Genomic DNA, 18336 nt, shown 5'->3' on the forward strand with positions numbered 1-18336 from the left:
CTCACTCGGGCTCGGGCGGCTCGGGTGCGAACTCCTCCGCGACCAGGCCGCCCACCAGGCCGAAGCGCACCAGCGCGCCCGCCAACATCATCAGCGCGAACTGTCCGTCGCTCGTGCTCGTCCAGTCAGCGAAACTGACGAAGAGCGCGACGAAGAGGCCAATGCCTCCCATGGCGAGGCTCGTCAGCAGGGTGAGGACGACGAACACGCTCCGGGTCACGGGCCCGAGCCAACGCTGGCTCAGCAGCAGTCCCGGCGCGAAAAGGGTGAGACCCGCGCCGAGCACCGCGACGAACATCGTCTTGAAGCCGTCCTTGGAGAGAGTCTCGGTGCCGAGCGAAACGACCGGATGGAGCACCTCGGCGACGCTCCAGGCGATGGCCACAGCGCCGATGAGCGGACCCCAGGACCAGGCCTTGTCGGCCTCCGGGGCGTCGTTGTCATCCCTGCCAATGGGCTTCGGGGACACGCCCTGGAGGATCTTCCGGCCCTCGGCGGACAGTTCGCTCGCGTAGGGCTCGCCCAGGGCCATCAGGTCGAGCGCGTGCACCCGCTCCCGCAGTTCGTTCAAGGACGGGGGCGGGGCGGGGAACTCGGAGGGCTTCGTCATGGAGGCGGCCCAGCATACCGTACATGTTGACCCTACCTGTGCCGAGCGGGCGGTCCTACACGTGGGTGTCTCCGGGCACCCGCGCGCGCTCGCCCGCGCTCGCCCGGCCCGAGTTCATCTCCCACAAGAGCGCGTACTTGGCGAAGACGTGGAACGCGAGCGCGGTGGCCACCGTCAGTCCGCCCATGCCGAAGCGGCACAGGCCCTTGAGCAGGTAGAACTTGAAGAAGGCGCCCACCGTGTGGCTGACGGCGCTCGCCAGCGAAGCGCGGCGCCCACGCGCATGGAAGTGTTTGGCGCCGCTCTGGGCGTAGCTGATCTGCTTGCGCAGCAGGTGGGAGACCGAGTCGTAGGAGCGGTGGGACAGCCCGTGCTCGAGCCGGCCCGCCTTGCCCTCGTGGAGCGCGGGCACGTGGATCCACTCCGAGTCCTCCCAGCGCACCTTGGCCAGGCGCAGCAGCCGCTTCTGCGAGGTCCAGAAGTAGACCGGCCGCGGCCAGTGGTCCGGCAGGGTGTTCTTCTGGGGCACGTGGTAGGCGTCATGCCGAGGCGAGCCCCGGCCGAGCAGCGCGCGGATCTCCTCGCCCAGTCCGGGCAGGGCCTTCTCGTCGGCGTCCACGATGAGCACCCACTCGCCGCGCGCCTGGGCGCACATCGCCCGGCGATGCGAGGCGAAGGTGTCGAGCTTGCGCTGGAAGGCGCGTACCTTGGCCCCGCGGGACTGGAGGTACTCCCAGGTGCCATCGGTGGAGTGATCATCGACGACGACGATCTCATCGCAGAAGTCGAGCGAGTCGAGGCACTCCGGGAGGGTGCGCAGGCTGTCCTTGGTCATCACCGCTGCGCTGAGCAGGACGCGGGGGTTGTCGGGGCCGATCATGACGCCGCCTTCTAGTGCGCTCCCGGCCACGTCAGGAAGGAATCTCGTCCTCACGGAGTATTGCCATGGACCTGGTCCGCATCATCTTCGCCATCATCCGGCTACACCCCCGGTATCGTCCACGCCGTCTACATCATCGCGAAGCGTCGAGGATGTGCCGGTAGAAGCGCCATTCGGCATCCAGGGCGTGGGCCAGGTTCGCCGCCTGACGGAAGCCATGGCGCTCCCGCGGGTAGAAATGCCCCTCGGCCTGCACGCCCCGGCTTTGCAGTGCTTGCAACATGTCGCGGCTCTGCTGCGGTACCACCACGGCATCCAGCTCGCCCTGGAAGAAGATCACCGGCACCTCGATGCGATCGGCATGCAATAGCGGTGTCCGTGCGCGGTAGCGCTCGGCGTCGCGCTCGGGGTCGCCGATCAGCCAGTCGAGGTAATCGCCTTCGAACTTGTGCGTCACCCGGCCCAGGGCCAGGGGATCGCTGACGCCATACAGACTGGCGCCACCGCGAAATACCTCGTGGAACGTCAGCGCGCAGAGCGTGGTGTAGCCGCCAGCGCTGCCGCCGCGGATGAATGCCTTGCCACCGTCGACCAGGCCCTGCTCGGCCAGGTAGCCGACCACGGCGCAGGCATCTTCGACGTCCACCACGCCCCATTGCTCATGGAGCTTTTCACGGTAGGCGCGGCCATGGTTGCTGCTGCCGCGGTAGTTCAGGTCGGCGACGGCGAAGCCGCGCTGGGTCCAGTACTGGATGCGCGTATCGAGTACCGGATAGCAGGCCGAGGTCGGCCCGCCATGGATGAACACCACCAGCGGCGGACGGCTGTCCTCGCTGCAGGCGGGATAGAAGAAGCCATGGGCGGTTTCGCCGCCGCAGGGGTAGTGGATCGGCCGCGGACGGCTGATGCACTCGGCGGGCAGGGGCGATTCGCCGCCTGCGATGACCTGCGCGTTGCAGGTCTGGCGGTCGATCGCCAGCACCGCCGGGGCGCTCATCGGCGAGGCGACGATGGCGTAGAAATAGCGGGTGTCCAGGTCCAGGCCGCGGAAACGGGTGTAGCCGCAGCTGAAATCCCGCGGGCGATCTTCTTTTTCACACAGGCCCAGGCGGCCGAAGCCGTCCTCGAACCAGGTGGCCAGGTAGCGCTCGCCGTCCAGCGGTGCCCAGGTGCTGGCGCTGCCCTGCCAGGGCGCCGGGGCGTGATCGGCCGGCATCGCTGGCAGCGCGGCCCAGCCTTCAGCGGTTTCCATCCAGGGTTGCCAATAGCCGTTGCGGTCGGACAGACAGCCGAGCCGGCCATCGGCGCTGAAACGCGGTTGCTGCAGGGATTCGGCCTGCTCGCCGTCGCCGGCCACGCACCGTGGGTCGCCGTAGCCGCCATCGGCCTGGCGTCGAAGCGTGCACAGCCGCGTGCGCGTCCAGGGCTGCTGGGGGCACTGCCATTCGATCCAGGCCAGGCGCTCGCCGTCTGCACTCTGCACGGGCGCGGCATAGAAGTCGGCGCCTTCGGCCAATACGAGGCGTTCGCCACCTTCCAGGCCGATGGCCACCAGGCGGTGTTCCACCGCGCCTTCGGCATGGGTCTCCTCGACGGCCAGCACCACGCCGCGCCCCTGGCGCAGGTCGCCATGGCGCCGCTCGCCCCGGGTCAGCGCAACCGGATCGCCGCCGTCGAGCGGTTGGCGATAGAGCTGCTGGTCCGCCTCGTTGACGAACACCAGCCAGTCCGGCCCCAGACAGAAGGAGCCACCGCCGTACTCGTAGACCCGGCTGCGCACGCTGAAGCCCTCCGGCGTCAGGCAGCGCGGCTCGTCACCGTCACGCCAGCGCCAGATCCGGCAGCGGGCGTCCTGGGGACGGAATTCGTTGTAGTACAGCCCGGCGGGGCCGACCCGCAGTTCGGCGAAGTCGGTGGCGGCGGCAACGGCCTGGGCGGCGCTGAAGGATTCAGCCCTTCTTGGTGATGAGGCGCGAGTTTCGTTCATTGCGAAATGTCAGTTCTCCTATGGCCGCAGTGGCTGTTCTGGCTTCTTCGCGGGCCTTGAGAATGAGGTCGTGGCGTGGAGACTTGCCACACACCGGATCGGTGTTGCTGGCATCGCCCGTCAGCATGAAGGCCTGGCAACGGCAGCCGCCGAAGTCCTTTTCCTTTTCGTTGCAGGAACGGCACGGCTCGGGCATCCACTCGTAGCCACGGAAGCGGTTGAAGCCGAAGGAGTCGTACCAGATGTGGTGCAGGCTGTGATCGCGCACGTTGGGGAACTTCACCGGTAGCTGGCGCGCGCTATGGCATGGCAGCGCGGTGCCATCCGGGGTGACGGTCAGGAACAGGCTGCCCCAGCCATTCATGCAGGCCTTGGGCCGCTCTTCGTAATAGTCGGGGGTGACGAAGATCAGCTTGACCGGTTTGCCCTCGGCGGCGAGCCTGGCGCGATAGTCGTTGGTGATGCGTTCGGCGCGCTCGAGCTGTTCGCGGGTCGGCAGCAGGCCGACGCGGTTGAGCTGGGCCCAGCCGTAGAACTGACAGGTGGCCAGCTCGACGAAATCCGCCTCCAGCGCCACGCACAACTCGATGATGCGATCGATTTTATCGATGTTGTGCCGGTGGGTGACGAAGTTCAGCACCATGGGGTAGCCATGGGCCTTGACCATGCGCGCCATCTCGAGCTTCTGGTCGAAGGCTTTCTTCGACCCGGCGAGCATGTTGTTGACCTGCGCGTCGCTGGCCTGGAAGGAAATCTGGATGTGGTCCAGCCCCGCGTCCTTGAAGGCGCGGATCTTCTGCTCGGTCAGGCCCATGCCGGAGGTGATCAGGTTGGTGTAGTAACCCAGGCGCCGGGCCTCGCCGATCAGTTCGGCCAGATCCTGGCGTACCAGGGGTTCGCCACCGGAGAAGCCCAGCTGCGCCGCGCCCATCTCACGGCCCTGGCGCAGCACGGAAAACCACTCTTCGGTGGTCAATTCCTTGCCCTGGGCGGCGAAGTCCAGGGGGTTGGAGCAGTAGGGGCACTGCAGCGGGCAGCGGTAGGTGAGCTCGGCGAGCAGCCATAGCGGCAGGCCGACGGCGGGCTTCGGCGGCACTTCAGCCAAGTTCGATCCAGTGTTGTGCACGGGCGACCTCCATGAATTGCTCGACGTCTTCACCGAGCTCGGGGACGCCGGGGTACCGCTGGTCCAGCGCGTTGATGATCGTCTGCACGGAGCGGACGCCGTCGATCAGACCGCCGATGGCGGCGGCGCTCTCGTTGAGCTTGATCATTCCTTCGGGATAGAGCAGGACGTGAGCCTTCTGGGCCGGTTCGTACTGGAACCGATAGCCCTGACGCCAGCGGGGTGTCAGGTTGCGATCGAAGCTCATAGGGCGATCCCCTTGTGCCAGGCGCGCTGGTTGGTGACGGTGTGGTAGGGCGGGCGGTTCAGCTCGTAGGCCATGCTCATGGCGTCGAGCATGGTCCAGAGGATGTCCAGCTTGAACTGCAGGATCTCCAGCATGCGCTGCTGGCCCTCGTAGGTGGTGTAGTGAGCGAGGGTGATCGCCAGGCCGTGCTCGACGTCGCGCCGGGCCTGGCCCAGACGGGTGCGGAAGTACTCGTAGCCGCTCGGATCGATCCATGGGTAGTGCCGCGGCCAGCTGTCCAGGCGCGACTGGTGGATCTGCGGGGCGAACAGCTCGGTCAGCGAGCTGCTGGCCGCTTCCTGCCAACTGGCGCGGCGGGCGAAGTTGACGTAGGCGTCGACCGCGAAGCGTACGCCGGGCAGCACCAGTTCCTGGGAGCGCATCTGGTCGGGATCCAGGCCCACGGCCTGGCCGAGGCGGAGCCAGGCCTCGATGCCGCCGTCCTCGCCAGGGGCGCCGTCGTGGTCGAGCAGGCGTTGGATCCACTCGCGGCGGATCTCCCGGTCCGGGCAGTTGGCCAGGATCGCGGCATCCTTCATCGGGATGTTGACCTGATAGTAGAAGCGGTTGGCGACCCAGCCCTGGATCTGCTCGCGGGTCGCGCGGCCTTCGTACATCGCCACGTGATAGGGGTGGTGGATGTGGTAGTAGGCGCCCTTGGCGCGCAGGGCCTGTTCGAATTCGGCGCGGGTCAGCGGTGTCTTGTCGCTCATGGTCACTCCTACAGCTCGATGCTCATGCCGTCGAAGGCGACTTCCACGCCCCGGCGCTCGAGCTCGGCACGCTCGGGCGAGTCTTCGTCGAGGATGGGGTTGGTGTTGTTGATGTGGATCAGCACCTTGCGTGGCTTCTCGAAGCCGTCGAGCAGTTCCAGCATGCCGCCGGGACCGTTCTGGCACAGGTGGCCCATCTCGCGGCCGGTACGGGTACCGACGCCGCGGCGCTGCATCTCGTCGTCCGACCACAGCGTGCCGTCGACCAGCAGGCAGTCGGCGTCGGCCATGTGCTGCTTGAGCGCGGCGTCGACCTGGTACAGGCCAGGCGCATAGAACAGCTTGCCGCCAGTGCGTGGGTCCTCGACCACCAGGCCCAGGTTGTCGCCGGGGTGCGGGTCGAAACGGTGCGGCGAATAGGGCGGCGCGGCGCTGCGCAGCGGGAAGGGGGTGAACTTCAGGTTCGGGCAGGCTTCGATGGTGAAGCTGCCTTCGAGCCCGATGCGGTTCCACTGAAGGCCACCGTTCCAGTGGCTGAGCATCTTGAACAGCGGGAAGCCCGTGGTCAGGTCCTGGTGGACCATGTCGGTGCACCAGACCTGATGCGGGCAGCCTTCGCGCAGGCTCAAGAGGCCGGTGGTGTGGTCGATCTGGCTGTCGAGCAGGATGATCGCATTGATCCCGGTGTCGCGCAGGGCCCTGGCCGGTTGCATCGGTGCGAAGGACTGCAATTGAGCGCGAATGTCGGGCGAGGCGTTGCACAGGATCCAATGCACGCCGTCATCGGACAGGGCAATGGAGGACTGGGTGCGGGCCTTGGCGCGCAAGGTACCGTCGCGGTAACCCTTGCAGTTGGCGCAGTTGCAGTTCCACTGTGGGAAACCACCGCCGGCGGCTGAACCTAGAATCTGAATGTACATAACCACTCACTCGTGCGGCGGCTGAAACAAGAACGCCCCGGCGAACCGAGGCGTTGTACTGCGGGCAGCTCAGCGGTTGGAGGCGTACATGGTGACTTCGAAGCCGATGCGCAGGTCGGTGTAAGCGGGCTTGGTCCACATAGGAAATGCTCCTTCTGAGGGTGGTTGTAAATTCGGCCTTCACATCCAGGCCACCTCCAGGTGGAGATGTCCCGATGCTTGGGCCGTATGTTACTGAATCTCTCCCCTCGTGGACTTAATTTTATTGATGGTCCTCATGCATTCCTGGCAGGAGTCAGACTGCCTCATACCAAGACGCACCCGGGCAAGGCCCGGTCGCCAGCGCGGTCCAGCTCACCTGGCTGGCCAACAGTCGATGAGCCGCCTCGACCAGCGTCGACCCATCCAGTTGACCGACCGATTCTCTCAATTTCGCCGATTCTCTCAATCTCAATGTATTGGAATAATCCGACGAAGGGTCGGTCAATCTTGCTTGCCACTGCATCTCGAGTCGCTGCGCCAGCCCGAGGTTGCCGCCGTCGAGGCTGTCGGCCAGCGCCGCGCATTGCTCGCGCAGTCTTGTCCCCGGCCATTGCGCGAGACGCTCGGGCAGGGCATCGAGGAATTCGGCGATGTGCCCCCACAAGGCCGCACAGTCGCTGCCGGGTGACTGCACACCAAACAACAGTCCGGGGCGGCCGGCCAGCTGGCGGAATGCGCTGAACACCGCATAGCCCAACTGGAGTTCGGTTCGCAGGCGCTGGTAGAAGGGCACCTGGATCAACTGGGCGAGTGCGCGCCAGGCCGCCTCGTCCTCGATCGACACGCTCGGTGCCGGACACCACACCAGCAGTGCATGTTCGTCCGAACCGCAGGTCACCTGGCTCCAGTTGGCTCGGCCGGGCAGTGTGGACGGCTGGCGGAGATCGTTCGAGGCGCTGCCCGGCAGGCGCGCGGCCACGGCGTCCAGGGCGAGCCGGTCGGCTTCGTCGAAGCCCAGCACCAGACCATCCCAGCGCGCCTGCTGCCACAGCCGTTGCAGCGCTTCGGGGTGCAGCTCGCTGCTGTCGTTGCGCGCCGGGCGGTGGTGGCCCAGCGCATGCTCGGGCCACTGGGCGAGCAGCTCGCGGATCGGTACCTGCTGGCGCGGAGGGGGGCTGGCCTGGTGCCAGCTCTCAGGTGTCGGGCGTTGCAGCAATTCCTCTGCCTGTTCGAGGATCGCCGGGATCGGCTCGCGTACGCCGTACAGGCGCAATTGCCAGTCCAGACCCAGGCGTGAGAATTCCAGTTGCACACCAGCCTGGCGGGCTTCTTCGCCGAGCCGGCGCAGGCTGGCGTCGAGCATGTGCCACAGCGCGGCGTGATGCCGGTTGGCCAGGCGCCAGCGCAGGTGCACGCCGCCCTCCAGGCCGCGGTTCGGTTCGAGCTCGCCCTGCTCCAGGGCCGCGATTCGAGGACCGGCCTGGGTCGGCCGGTGCTGGCCACGCAGGAAACGGTTGCGCGGCGGCAGGCGCCAGGGACCGAACGGCGGCAGCAGGGGCGGTTCGTCCAGCGCCTGGGCGCCGGGGGCGAGCAGTGCCTGGGGCGTGAAACGTTCGAGCAATGCTCGCAAGGCCGGGACGGCTTCGTCCGGCAGTTCCGAAGATTCTCCATGGGCCAGGCGCCGGGCCAGCTCCAGCGCACCCTCGGTCTGCGACTGGCGGCTGCGCAGCAGGCGATACTCCTCGCGCAGGGGCTCCCAACCGGCATGGGACTGGAAGTACTTCAGCCAGTCGAAGCACAGTGTCTGGGCCTCCGCCCGGGATTGCTGTCCGGCTTCGGTCAGCTGCACTTCGAAGTTGACCAGGGCCTGGTCGGCGTACTGGTACAGCGGACTCAGCGACAGGCTCTGGGCCCAGCCCAGGCGTCGCAGTTCGGCCAGCAATCCGCCGGGATGAGCGGATCCGGCCCACGGTTCCAGGAAACGCAGCGCCTCGTCCGTGCCGGGCGGCAGGCCGTCGCATGCGAACAGCAGGTTGAGCCGTCGCGGGTCGCTGGTCGGCGGAGGCTCGCCCGGGTCGCCCAGCAGCGTCTCCACGGGTGCATTGGCGTTGCGCGGGCCCGCGGCCAGTGCGGCATCGGCGTCCGTGGCCAGCCCCGCGAGAATCCGCGGCGGCTGCGGCCCGACCAATTGCAAGGTCATCTGCCCGGTGCGGTAGTAGCGCCGATGGAAGTCGTGCAGCGCCTGCTGGAACTCGGGGCTGGCCACCGGCAGGCTGTCGCGGTTGCCGGCATGGAAGGCGCGCAGCGGATGGCGGGCCGAGACTCCGCCGGCCAGGCAGAACAGGTGCTGGGCCTGGGTATCGCGCGACCAGGCGATGAACTCGGCATGCAGCACTTCGCGCTCGCGTTGCTGGTCTTCGATGGCCAGGCGCGGCCGGGCCAGCATGTCGCACAGCCGCTCCAGGCCCTCGCCGAACACCGCCTGGGGCAACTCGAAGAAATAGTCGGTGGTGCGTTCGCTGGTGCGCGCGTTGACCTGTCCACCATGGTGCTGGACGAAGGCCATCAACCCTTGTTCGCGCGGGAAGCGCTCCGTGCCGAGGAACACCAGGTGCTCGAGGAAGTGCGCCAGCCCCGGCCACTGCGCGTCGACGTCGTGGCTGCCGGCCTCGACCCGCAGCCATGCGGCGGCACGACGCAGGCGGGGCTCATGACGCAGGCGCACGCGCAAGCCATGGGCGAGGACAAGGCTTTCGCGGCCCTGGTCGCTGGATTCGGTCATGGTGGTTCCCGGGAGAAATGGACCGTTACCGGGACATGCTAGCGGATCCGGCTCCCCTGTGTCGGGCGCTCATCCTGGGCGCGCGGCGCACTCGGAGCGCCGCGCCGCCACTCCCTCGCGGCGAGGAGCGGGGCGCGGCGTGGGGTTCAGCGCCAGTAGAGGTTGAAGTTCACCACCACGGGCCCGATCGACTCGACCAGGAGGATGCCGGGCCGGTGGCGATAGCCGATGCCGAAGCGCACGTGGCCCGTCTTCCCGAAGAGGTGATCGCGCGCGAGCATCACGCTCCAGGAGGAGATGCCATCCAGCGCGAGCGAGCCCTCCAGTGGCCGGTTGTCGATGCCGCTCTGGGAGCGCGCGTGCTGGATGTTGAGCAGGGGGGCCTTCGCGGTGAGCAGGAAGGCGCCGCGCGAGTCGTGACGCGCCAGCGTGGTCTCCACGTGCAGCGCGTTGCTATCGGTCGACGTCCCGGCGAAGTCGAAGGCGAAGCGATGGTAGCCCGCGCCCAGGTGGAGGTTCAGGTTGTCCGAGAGGGGCACCGTGCCACGCACGGCCACGGGAATGGAGAGCACGTTGGCGTCGACGAGCCGGCCGATGGCCAGCCAGTACGCCCCGCCCTCCACGGACACGCGCAGCTCCGGGCGATCCAACACCTGCACCTTGGCGGACAGGTTGAGCAGGGTGATGAGATAGGGCGCGATCTGGCTGGAGAGCTGAACGCGCGGCAGGACGCCGAACGCGAGCTGGCCGAAGAAGAGATCGATCTGGGACTCCCCGGGCTCGAGCACGTCCGCGCTCACGTCCAGCAGGGCGTTGCGTGGGGTGGCGGCGAGCGCGGGCGAGCACAGGAGCAGCAGGGCGAGTGCGAGGGCCTTCACGGTTCTTCTCCGAAGGTGAAGAGCGCGCCGATGCCCACGGAGACATCCAACCGCTGGGCGGCCCACACCAGATCCATGCCGGTGCGCAGGGTGAGGGGCTCGAGGTGGATGTCCACCGCGGCGCCGCCGGAGATGCCGAGCCGCGCGGCGGTGGTGGACACGTGCGTGCCACCGCCGCCGAGCGAGGAGTGGAACACGGTGAGGGCCGGGCCGGCGGCGATCACGAAGTCCGTGGTGCGCACGGGCAGGTGCAGCTCCGGACGCACGCTGAAGCGGTGGTAGCGCGTGACGACGTGGGCCAGGGTGCCCTCGGAGGACCAGGCGAAGCGGTAGTCGCCGGACAGCGCCAGGTAGCGCCCCAGCTCGAACACGACGCGTGGGCCTCCGCTGAGCAGCCCCGTGCGATGACCCGGCGCCTCCTGACGCAGCAGCAGCGCCACGTCCACGCCCGCGCGAAGGGGAACGGCTCCGGCCTGTCCGGCCAGCAGCACCCCGCCGAGCAAGAACCAGCGGCTCATGGTGTCACCTCGCAGGCGGTGAGGGTGGAGGCCAGGGGCTCCATCCGTTTCAGGAGGACGGCGCACGCGGCCTCGCGCTCCCCGGCGCTCAGGTGGGTCACCAGCGTGTTGGGGAACGAGGCGAGGGTGAAGGTGTCCTTCTCGAACTTCAGCTCACGCAACGTGGCGAGCGTGGCCGTGAGCAGCCGCGAGCGACCCTCCGGGGAGATGCGGCCCTGGTCATCCTTGGGCCACAGCTCATGGACGGCCCGGGCCAGGAGCGAGCCGTGGGCATGGGGCTCGAAGCCTTCCCCCAGGAGGGCTTCCTGCCGCTGCCTCGAGGTGTAGTCCCGCGGCTCGGCCATGTCGCGGTCGGCGTCGACGGTGGCGAGCACGTAGTCCGGGTCTCCCGTGACGATCAGTCCGAACAGATCCGCCACGCCCTCGTGCATGGCGGACAGGTCGCGGCGGGTGATGTCCCAGGAGGCATCGCCCTCGCCGGGGATGCTCTCCAGGTCGCCGAACATCTCCTGGTGGATGACGGCGTGCCCGAACTCGTGCGCCACCACGCCCTCGTTGAGCATCATGGGCAGGCCGTCGAGCAGGAAGGAGGGGACGATCAGGAAGGACGGCCCCACGGAGAAGTAGGCCGCGTTGTCGGTGAGCTCCGCGCGGCCATCTCCGATGAGGATGTTGTCCAGGCGGGGGTAGTAGAGGACGTCCAGGCGGCGCCGGGGCACGTGGCCGTGGGCGCGCAGCAGCGTGGCCGTGCGATCCATGCTCCGGTACAGGCTGAGGGCATACAGGGAGTGCATGTCCGCCGGGACGAGGGTGCCGTCCGCCTCGCGGGTGTACTCCAGCGCGAAGGGCGAGCCGCGCTCGTAGCTGGAGGGCGTCAACTCGGAGCCCATGCGGAAGTCGACGTCGCGGCCGCGCAGCCCCCTCAGCGACTCCAGGTTCTCCACCGGGTGCCGGCCGAGCGCGTACCGGCCCGTGGTCTCGTCGCGCGCGAAGACGTACGCCATCACCGTTCCGGAGGCATCCTCCGGGGCGCAGCCCTGCATGCCGAGGCCCAGGAGCACCGGGCCGAGCAGGCTCCTCCACCTTCTCCGGGCACGGAAGGTTTCAACGCGGTTCGTGTTCTTCATGATGGGGGCGCGGTGGATAGCATTTCCCACGTGACAGGGAAATGACTGGCGCCCCCGGCGCCGAGTGGGGCTCAGACCGCCGTCCAGCCCCCATCGATGTCGAGCACCACGCCGGTGGCATAGGCATTCGTCGCCAGGAAGAAGGCGGCATCCGCCATTTCACGCGCCGTCGCCGTGCGCTTCAGGGGGATGCGCTCCATGAGGCTGGACATGAACGCATCGAGCTTCTCGGGGGGCACCTGCCAGTCGATGTCGGTGCCACGTGTCAGTCCGGGCGACAGGACGTTTACCCGGATGCCCTTGGGGGCCAGCTCGACCGCGAGCGAACGCCCCATGGCGTTGACCGCGCCGCACAGGGCCGCGCCCCCGGAGTAGTTCACCAGGGCCGCATGGCCCGCCACGCCCGAGCACAGCACGATGGCGCTGCCCGGGGGCATCTTCGGGACGGCGTGATGGCAGGCGGAGAGCTGACCGAAGAAGCGCGCGTCGAACAGCTCACTCCACGACTTGCGTGGCACCTGCTCCACCGGCCCGAACACCGCGCCTCCGGCGCATGTCACCAGCAGATCAATCCGGGGCACGGAGTCGATGAGCCGCTCGACCTGGGCCTCGTCGGCGACGTCCGTCACGACACCTCGTGCGGCCCGGCCAAGCTTTTCCACCGCCTTGTCCAGCCGCTGCTGGTTCCGCCCGGCGAGCACCACCTGTGCTCCCTCGCGCGTGTAGCGCTCCGCGATGGCGAAACCAATACCCGAGCCACCGCCCGTGATGATGGCGGTCTTTCCTTTCAATGAGCCCATAATCCTCTCCATCTGGTGTAAGCGGGATTATTCAAACCATATCATGATCAAGAGAAGGACTCCACGTTCTGGACATGTCCTGGAGCGAACTACAGACATGGAGTCAGGAATGACGGAGGAGGGCGGATTGCCCACGCAGAGGGTGGAATCCGTGGGCCGGGACGATTTCCAAGCAGGAGGGGTTTCCCCTTTCTCCGTGGGCCTCCGGGTCCGGAGGCTCCGCGTTCAGGAGAGGGGAATCTTGAGGATGGCCGTGGCGCCCTTGCCGGGCCCTTCGCTCTCCAGGCTGATGCTCCCCCCGAGGATCCGCGCCTCCAGCGCGCTGGAGTGCAGGCCCAGCCCATGCCCACCGGTGCGTGTGGTGAAGCCCTGGCCGAAGAGCCGGCTACGAATCTCCGGCATGATGCCCATGCCATTGTCGACAATCTGGATGCGCGCGGTGTTGCCTTCCGTGTCCAGCCGCACGCGCAGGTGGCGCTGCGGCTCGGGCATGGGATTCATGGCATGTTTGGCGTTGCTGATGAGGTTGATGAGGATCTGCAACACCTTGTGTTTGTCCAGACAGACCTTGGGGACGGGGGAGAGCTCCTTGGTGACGGTGATGCCGTGGCGCTGGAGCGAGGCCCGCTGGAGGCTCAGGGCATCCTCGACGAGCCGTGCGAGGTCGCACTCCTCGGTGACGAGGGTGCTGTGGGCATAGGTCTGCTGGACCTGGACGATGGCCCGGATGTGCTCGATGTGCTTGTCCATGGCGGCCATGCCCTCCTGGAGCGAGGCGCGCTCGCGCAGGAGCTCCTCGGTGAGCGCGGACAGGTAGCCGGGGAGCTGCGCGCCGCGGATATCCCGGGCGAAGAAGCCCGCGAGATCGTCGTGATGCTCGTCGAGCATGTGGGTGACCTGCTTGAGCCGTCCCAGGCGCGAGGCGTTCATCGTCTCACGCACCACCTGGAGATTGATGACGGCGCTGGTGAGGACGTTGCCCACGTTGTGCAGCACGTTGGCGGCGATCTCGGCCATGCCCGCGGCGCGCGCGGCGTCCACCAGGCGCACCTGGGTGCGCTTGAGCTCGCGCGTGCGCTCCTCCACGTGCTTCTCCAGCTCGTCGTTGGAGCGGCGCAGGGCGGCCTCGGCGTTCTGCACGTCGGCGTACAGCCGCGCGTTCTCGATGGAGATGGCGGCCTGGGAGGCCAGGTGGCCGAGCAGCGCGATGCGGCCCGGGGTGAAGGCATTGGTGGCCAGGGTGTTCTCCAGGTACAGCACCCCGCGGAACTCCTCCCGGCGCAGCAGTGGCAGGCAGAGCACCGAGCGGGCGTGGCTCTGCTCGAGCCAGGCGTCGGACGAGAAGGGATGGGGTTGGGAGGCGTCACCAATGAGCACGTGCTCGCGCGTGCGCTTGACGTAGGAGATGACGGTCCAGGGCAGGTAGGACTCGGCGCCGCCGGTGGTGGGCTGTCCGGAGACGGTGCCCGACAGCGCCGCGATCGCGAGCTTGCCGTCTTGCGGCAACAGCAAGGCGCCGCGCTGTGCCCCGGCGTTCTCCATGGCGATGTGCAACAGCGAGGCCACCAGCCGCTCGAGGACGATTTCCTCGGAGATGGCCTGCTGGGCCTTCACCAGGGTGAGCGCGTCGATCCGCGTCGAGCTGGTGTCCGAGACGTTGCGCGCGCCGGGCTCGGGAGTGGCCAGCAAAGGCCATTCCGATTCCATGTGCTGCACCTTGCCCTGCGCTCCCCAGCGGAGGTAGGCCTCGCGGGCCTTGCGGGCGTAGGCCTCGGCGATGGTGGGGACGTGCTGCTCGCGCCAGAAGCGGGCGGCCAGCTCGTACGCGAGGGCGGCCCGCTGGAGGAAGCCGTGCTCGCGCGCGGACTGCACGGCGTGCTCGTAGGCCTGGATCGCCTCGTCCCGCTGGCCCGTGAGCCGGGCGAGCTCCGCGGCGACGAGCCGCTCGGGGGCGAGGAAGGTCGAGGGACAGTGCCGGGCCCACTCCGCCAGTTGTTGCTGGTGCCGCCCTAGCTCCGCGAGGGCCTGCTGCCGCTTCTCGGGCGTCATCCTCGCGCAGCAGGCGGCCAGGGCCAGGGCGCGGAAGAGGTGCAGGTCCATGAGCTGGATGTGTCCGAGCGAGGACCAGCTCAGCTCCTGGCTCTTGTTGGCGTACTCGAGTGCCTCCGGGTACGCGCCGCTCATGTAGCGCGACTGCGCCTTGATGAGCCAGTACCAGCAGCGCATGGTGCTCATGCGTTGCGGCGTCAACCCGGCCTCGAAGGTCTCCTCGTCGAAGTCCTCGCCATTCATCGTGCCGAACGAGGCCGTGAGACCGCGCAGCTGCTGCACATGGCGTTGGGTGAAATAGATGATGTCGCCCGAGTCCAGGAAGTCGGCTCCCCGGGTGAAGTGCAGGTTCGCCACCGACTCCCGGTAGACCTCCTCCAGCTCGTGCCCCAGGAGGAAGCGGTCCGTGACGATGTGGTTGCAGCAGTAGCCGGCGATCTGGCTGTCACTGCTCTGGAGCGCCTGTTGGAAGGCCTCGCGGACGAGCCCCAGCGCGATGGACAGGGGCTGGGTCCAGTAGCTGATGATCTCCAGGCCGTAGAGCGCCTTGGCCCGCAGGGCGGTGAACCCCCGGCTCTCGGCGAGCGCGCACGCGAGCTGGCCGAAGGCATGGCCCTCCGGGAAGCGCTTGAAGGCGGGGCCGAGCACCACTCCGTACCAGGAGTAGCCGTGCACGGAGGCGGCCGTGTTGCCATGACGGAGGCTGAGCGCGACCATCCGGCTGAGGTGGAGGATGAGCAGATTCGTGTCCGTGACGAACGCGGGCGCATACATGGCGCCCAGCAGGCTCATCACCGCCTCCATGTCCGGATCCGTCATGGGGGGCAGCGTGACGAGGCTCTCGATGGGACGCTCTCCCAACAGGGCCCACACCTCCGCGTTGGCGGCCTCCACCTCCTCCCAGGTGGGGTGCGGGGACATGGGCATGCCCACCAGGGCCAGTCCTTCCAGCAGGCACGTCACGGCGGTCTGGATGTTGCCCATGCCGATGAGGATGTCGGTCTTCAGGCAGTACACCGCCGCGATGTCTCCGCGGGTGCGGGCGTGGCCCAGGAAGCTGATCACCAATTGCAGGGCGCCGGCGGCATTGCCGCTCATGAACTTGCAGCTGGCGTGCTCCAGGCTCAGCTTGAAGGCGAGCACGGGCTCCGTCTCCCAGGGGTCGCCGGGGAGCAGCTGGAAGGCATGGGTGAAGTAGGTGATGGCCGAGCGCAGCGCGATCGAGGCCTTGGCCCGCCGGCCCGCCTCGGCGTTCAGGTGGGCCACGCGCAGGCGCTCCGCGTCGTCGTGGATCAGCTCCGCTCCGGCGTTGAGCTGGCTCACGACATCGAAGAGCTTCTCCTGCAGGACCTCCGGGGGCAGGTTCGTCAGCAGCATGCGGCCGATCCGCAGGTGGACGAGCTTGCGCTCCTGCTCCTCGATGAGGGCATAGGCGGCCTGCTGGATGCGGTCATGGCTGAACCGGCCTTGATCCGCGCCGGTGCGCACCAGCAGGTTCTCCTGGAAGGCGGGCTCCAGGTCCCGCTCCAGTGAGGCGGCCTCCGTGTCGCCGCACAGGGTGCTCAGCATCTGGAGCGGGAAGGAGTTGCCCACGCAGGCGGCCAGCCGCAGCAGGTGCTGGGTGCCGGAGGGGAGCTGACGCAGCTTGCCCACCATGAAGTCGACGACGTTGTCCGAGTAGCCCCGGGCCCGGACTCCGTCCTCGTCCCACCGCCAGGTGCCGTCGGGGGCGTGCACCAGGAGTCCATCCTGGTGGAGCGTGAGCAGGAACTGCAGCAGGAAGAAGGGGTTGCCTCCGGTCTTCTCGATGGTCAGCGCCGAGAGCGGAGCGATGAGCTCCTCGCCCGCGCCGGGCAGCGCGTCCGTGACGAGCTGCCGCACCTCCTCGAGCCCCAGGGGTTCGAGCAGGAGATCCTGCGTGCGCGCGCCGGCCGTGCGCATCCCCTCGAGCGCGCGAGCCAGGGGATGGGAGGGGCCCACCTCGTTGTCGCGGTAGGCGCCGATGAGCAGGATGGGCGGCGTGTCCGCGTGGGTGAGCAGGTGATGGAGGAGTTGAAGGCTGGCGGGGTCGGCCCACTGCAGGTCATCCAGGAAGAGGACCAGTGGATGCTCCGAGGTGGCGAAGAGGCCGAGGAACTTGCGGAACACCCGGTTGAAGCGGTGTTGGGCCTCGGCGGTCGGCAGCTCCGTGGCGGGGGGTTGCTTGCCCGCGACGAGCTCGAGCTGGGGCACCACGTCCACGAGCACCTGTCCCTGCCCCTCCCAGGCTTCCTGGAGGCGCTCGCGCCACCGCGCCAGGGACTCGTCGCTGCCCGCGAGCAGTTGCTGCGTCAGCCCGCGGATGGCCTGCGCCAGGGTGGCGTAGGGGCTGGCCTGCTGGAACTGCTCGAACTTGCCGCTCAGGAAGAAGCTGCGGTGGCGTACCACGGGCTTGTGCAGCTCGTGCACCACCGCGGACTTGCCGCTGCCGGAATAGCCGCGCACCAGGATGAGCTCGGGCTGTCCGCTCCGGGCGACGCGCTCGAAGCCCTGGATCAGCGCGGTGGCATGGGCGTCGCGCCCATAGAGGCGTTGGGGGAGCTGGAAGCGGGTGGGAAAGTCGTACATCCCCGGGGGGAAGTCTTCGTGCTGGTCCCGCAGCAGGTTGTCCCGGCAGCGCTCCAGGTCCGCCTTCAGCCCGTCGGCGCTCTGGTAGCGCTCCTCGGCGACCTTGGCCAGCAGCTTGAGCACGATGGCGGACAGCACGGGAGGAATGTCCGCGACGCGCTCGGTGAGCGGCTGGGGCTCCACCGCCATGTGGACGTGGAACCACTCGAGCGCGTCACGCCCATGGAAGGGGCGGATGCCCGTCAGCAGCTCGTAGAGGGTGACGCCCAGCGAGTAGAAGTCGGTGCGGTAGTCCACCGAGCGGTTCATCCGCCCGGTCTGCTCGGGCGACATGTAGGCCAGGGTTCCCTCGATGAGTGTGGTCGGCGCCGCGTCCACGTGCTCGACCATCTGGAGGGTGGCGGTGCCGAAGTCGATGAGGCGCGCCTCCCCCGAGGGCGTGAGGATGATGTTGGAGGGTTTGATGTCCTTGTGGATGACGCCGCGGCGATGGATCTCGGCCAGGGTGGTCGTCAGGGAGATGGCCATGTCCAGCACGTTGCGCACGGGGAAGGGCTTGCCCGTGAGCGCGGACAGCACGTCTCCTTCCACCTCCTCCAACAACAGACTCGGCCGATCCTGGAGCTGTTCGCAGGCATGGGCCCGAAGCACGCCCCGTACGTCTCGGATGCGCTGGAGGATGTTGAACTCGCGGTGATAGCGCTCGCTCTCACGCGGCCCGACGGCGGCCATGGGCGTCTTGACGATGAGTGGCAGTCCATCCACGTCCCGCAGGGCGTGGAAGAGCAGGTTGGTCCCGGTGGCCTTGAGGGCCCCTCGAAGGGTGTAGCCTGGGATGGAGAGCATGGTCGGGGAACTCCGTGTCTCTGGAGGATGTCTGTTCCGGCTCTTGGGACGGAAGGCGGAGGGGAGGCGCTCGCGCGGAGACGTCGCGTCTGAAGCCGGGGCTCCATCGCGGCCCTCATGGCGTCAGTCACCGGCTCAAGCTCATCGACAGTCCATCGCTTCTCTGGCCCGTCTTGGCGTTTCATGGGTTCCCCCTCTTCCGTTCTCCATCCTATAGGAGCGGGA

The 18336-nt window shown here is 68.0% G+C and carries 14 protein-coding genes; all 14 read right to left on the reverse strand.

Features of this window, described 5'->3' with window-relative positions:
- Position 1 precedes the first annotated feature (1 nt).
- Positions 2-610, reverse strand: coding sequence for a hypothetical protein (locus CYFUS_RS13090; protein WP_157758417.1), 609 nt, complete (start codon positions 608-610; stop codon positions 2-4).
- A gap of 55 nt (positions 611-665) precedes the next feature.
- Positions 666-1490 carry a glycosyltransferase family 2 protein gene (locus CYFUS_RS13095; protein WP_095985520.1) on the reverse strand — a complete coding sequence of 275 codons (825 nt, stop codon included), beginning with the start codon at positions 1488-1490 and terminating at the stop codon, positions 666-668.
- Between the two features lie 133 nt (positions 1491-1623).
- Complete coding sequence (locus CYFUS_RS13100; RefSeq protein WP_095985521.1) at positions 1624-3477, reverse strand: S9 family peptidase; 1854 nt, start codon at positions 3475-3477, stop codon at positions 1624-1626.
- Complete coding sequence (pqqE, locus tag CYFUS_RS13105) at positions 3440-4603, reverse strand: pyrroloquinoline quinone biosynthesis protein PqqE (protein WP_095985522.1); 1164 nt, start codon at positions 4601-4603, stop codon at positions 3440-3442. Before pqqE ends, CYFUS_RS13100 begins: the two co-directional genes overlap by 38 nt.
- Positions 4575-4850, reverse strand: a complete 276-nt coding sequence (gene pqqD, locus CYFUS_RS13110; RefSeq protein ID WP_095985523.1) for a pyrroloquinoline quinone biosynthesis peptide chaperone PqqD — start codon at positions 4848-4850, stop codon at positions 4575-4577. The genes pqqE and pqqD overlap by 29 nt, the downstream gene beginning before the upstream one ends.
- On the reverse strand, positions 4847-5602 hold the full coding sequence (gene pqqC, locus CYFUS_RS13115) for a pyrroloquinoline-quinone synthase PqqC (RefSeq protein ID WP_095985524.1): 756 nt from the start codon (positions 5600-5602) through the stop codon (positions 4847-4849). Before pqqC ends, pqqD begins: the two co-directional genes overlap by 4 nt.
- An 8-nt stretch (positions 5603-5610) precedes the next feature.
- Positions 5611-6522, reverse strand: a complete 912-nt coding sequence (pqqB, locus tag CYFUS_RS13120; RefSeq protein ID WP_095985525.1) for a pyrroloquinoline quinone biosynthesis protein PqqB — start codon at positions 6520-6522, stop codon at positions 5611-5613.
- A gap of 69 nt (positions 6523-6591) precedes the next feature.
- Positions 6592-6663, reverse strand: a complete 72-nt coding sequence (pqqA, locus tag CYFUS_RS13125; protein WP_076606242.1) for a pyrroloquinoline quinone precursor peptide PqqA — start codon at positions 6661-6663, stop codon at positions 6592-6594.
- Between the two features lie 154 nt (positions 6664-6817).
- Positions 6818-9286 carry a pyrroloquinoline quinone biosynthesis protein PqqF gene (pqqF, locus tag CYFUS_RS13130; RefSeq protein WP_095985526.1) on the reverse strand — a complete coding sequence of 823 codons (2469 nt, stop codon included), beginning with the start codon at positions 9284-9286 and terminating at the stop codon, positions 6818-6820.
- Positions 9287-9432: 146 nt separating this feature from the next.
- A complete protein-coding gene (locus CYFUS_RS13135) occupies positions 9433-10164 on the reverse strand; it encodes a hypothetical protein (protein WP_095985527.1) in 732 nt (243 codons plus the stop codon).
- Positions 10161-10682, reverse strand: a complete 522-nt coding sequence (locus CYFUS_RS13140; RefSeq protein WP_095985528.1) for a hypothetical protein — start codon at positions 10680-10682, stop codon at positions 10161-10163. The genes CYFUS_RS13135 and CYFUS_RS13140 overlap by 4 nt, the downstream gene beginning before the upstream one ends.
- On the reverse strand, positions 10679-11809 hold the full coding sequence (locus CYFUS_RS13145) for a hypothetical protein (protein ID WP_157758418.1): 1131 nt from the start codon (positions 11807-11809) through the stop codon (positions 10679-10681). Before CYFUS_RS13145 ends, CYFUS_RS13140 begins: the two co-directional genes overlap by 4 nt.
- Positions 11810-11880: 71 nt before the next feature.
- Positions 11881-12609 (reverse strand): SDR family NAD(P)-dependent oxidoreductase, encoded by a 729-nt coding sequence (locus CYFUS_RS13150; protein ID WP_095985530.1) that lies wholly within the window; start codon positions 12607-12609, stop codon positions 11881-11883.
- Positions 12610-12834: 225 nt separating this feature from the next.
- The gene (locus tag CYFUS_RS13155; RefSeq protein ID WP_095985531.1) at positions 12835-18111 is read right to left on the reverse strand and encodes a trifunctional serine/threonine-protein kinase/ATP-binding protein/sensor histidine kinase; all 5277 of its coding nucleotides are present in this window, start codon (positions 18109-18111) and stop codon (positions 12835-12837) included.
- Positions 18112-18336 lie beyond the last annotated feature (225 nt).

This window comes from Cystobacter fuscus (assembly GCF_002305875.1).
In the GTDB taxonomy this organism is placed as follows: Bacteria; Myxococcota; Myxococcia; order Myxococcales; family Myxococcaceae; genus Cystobacter; species Cystobacter fuscus_A.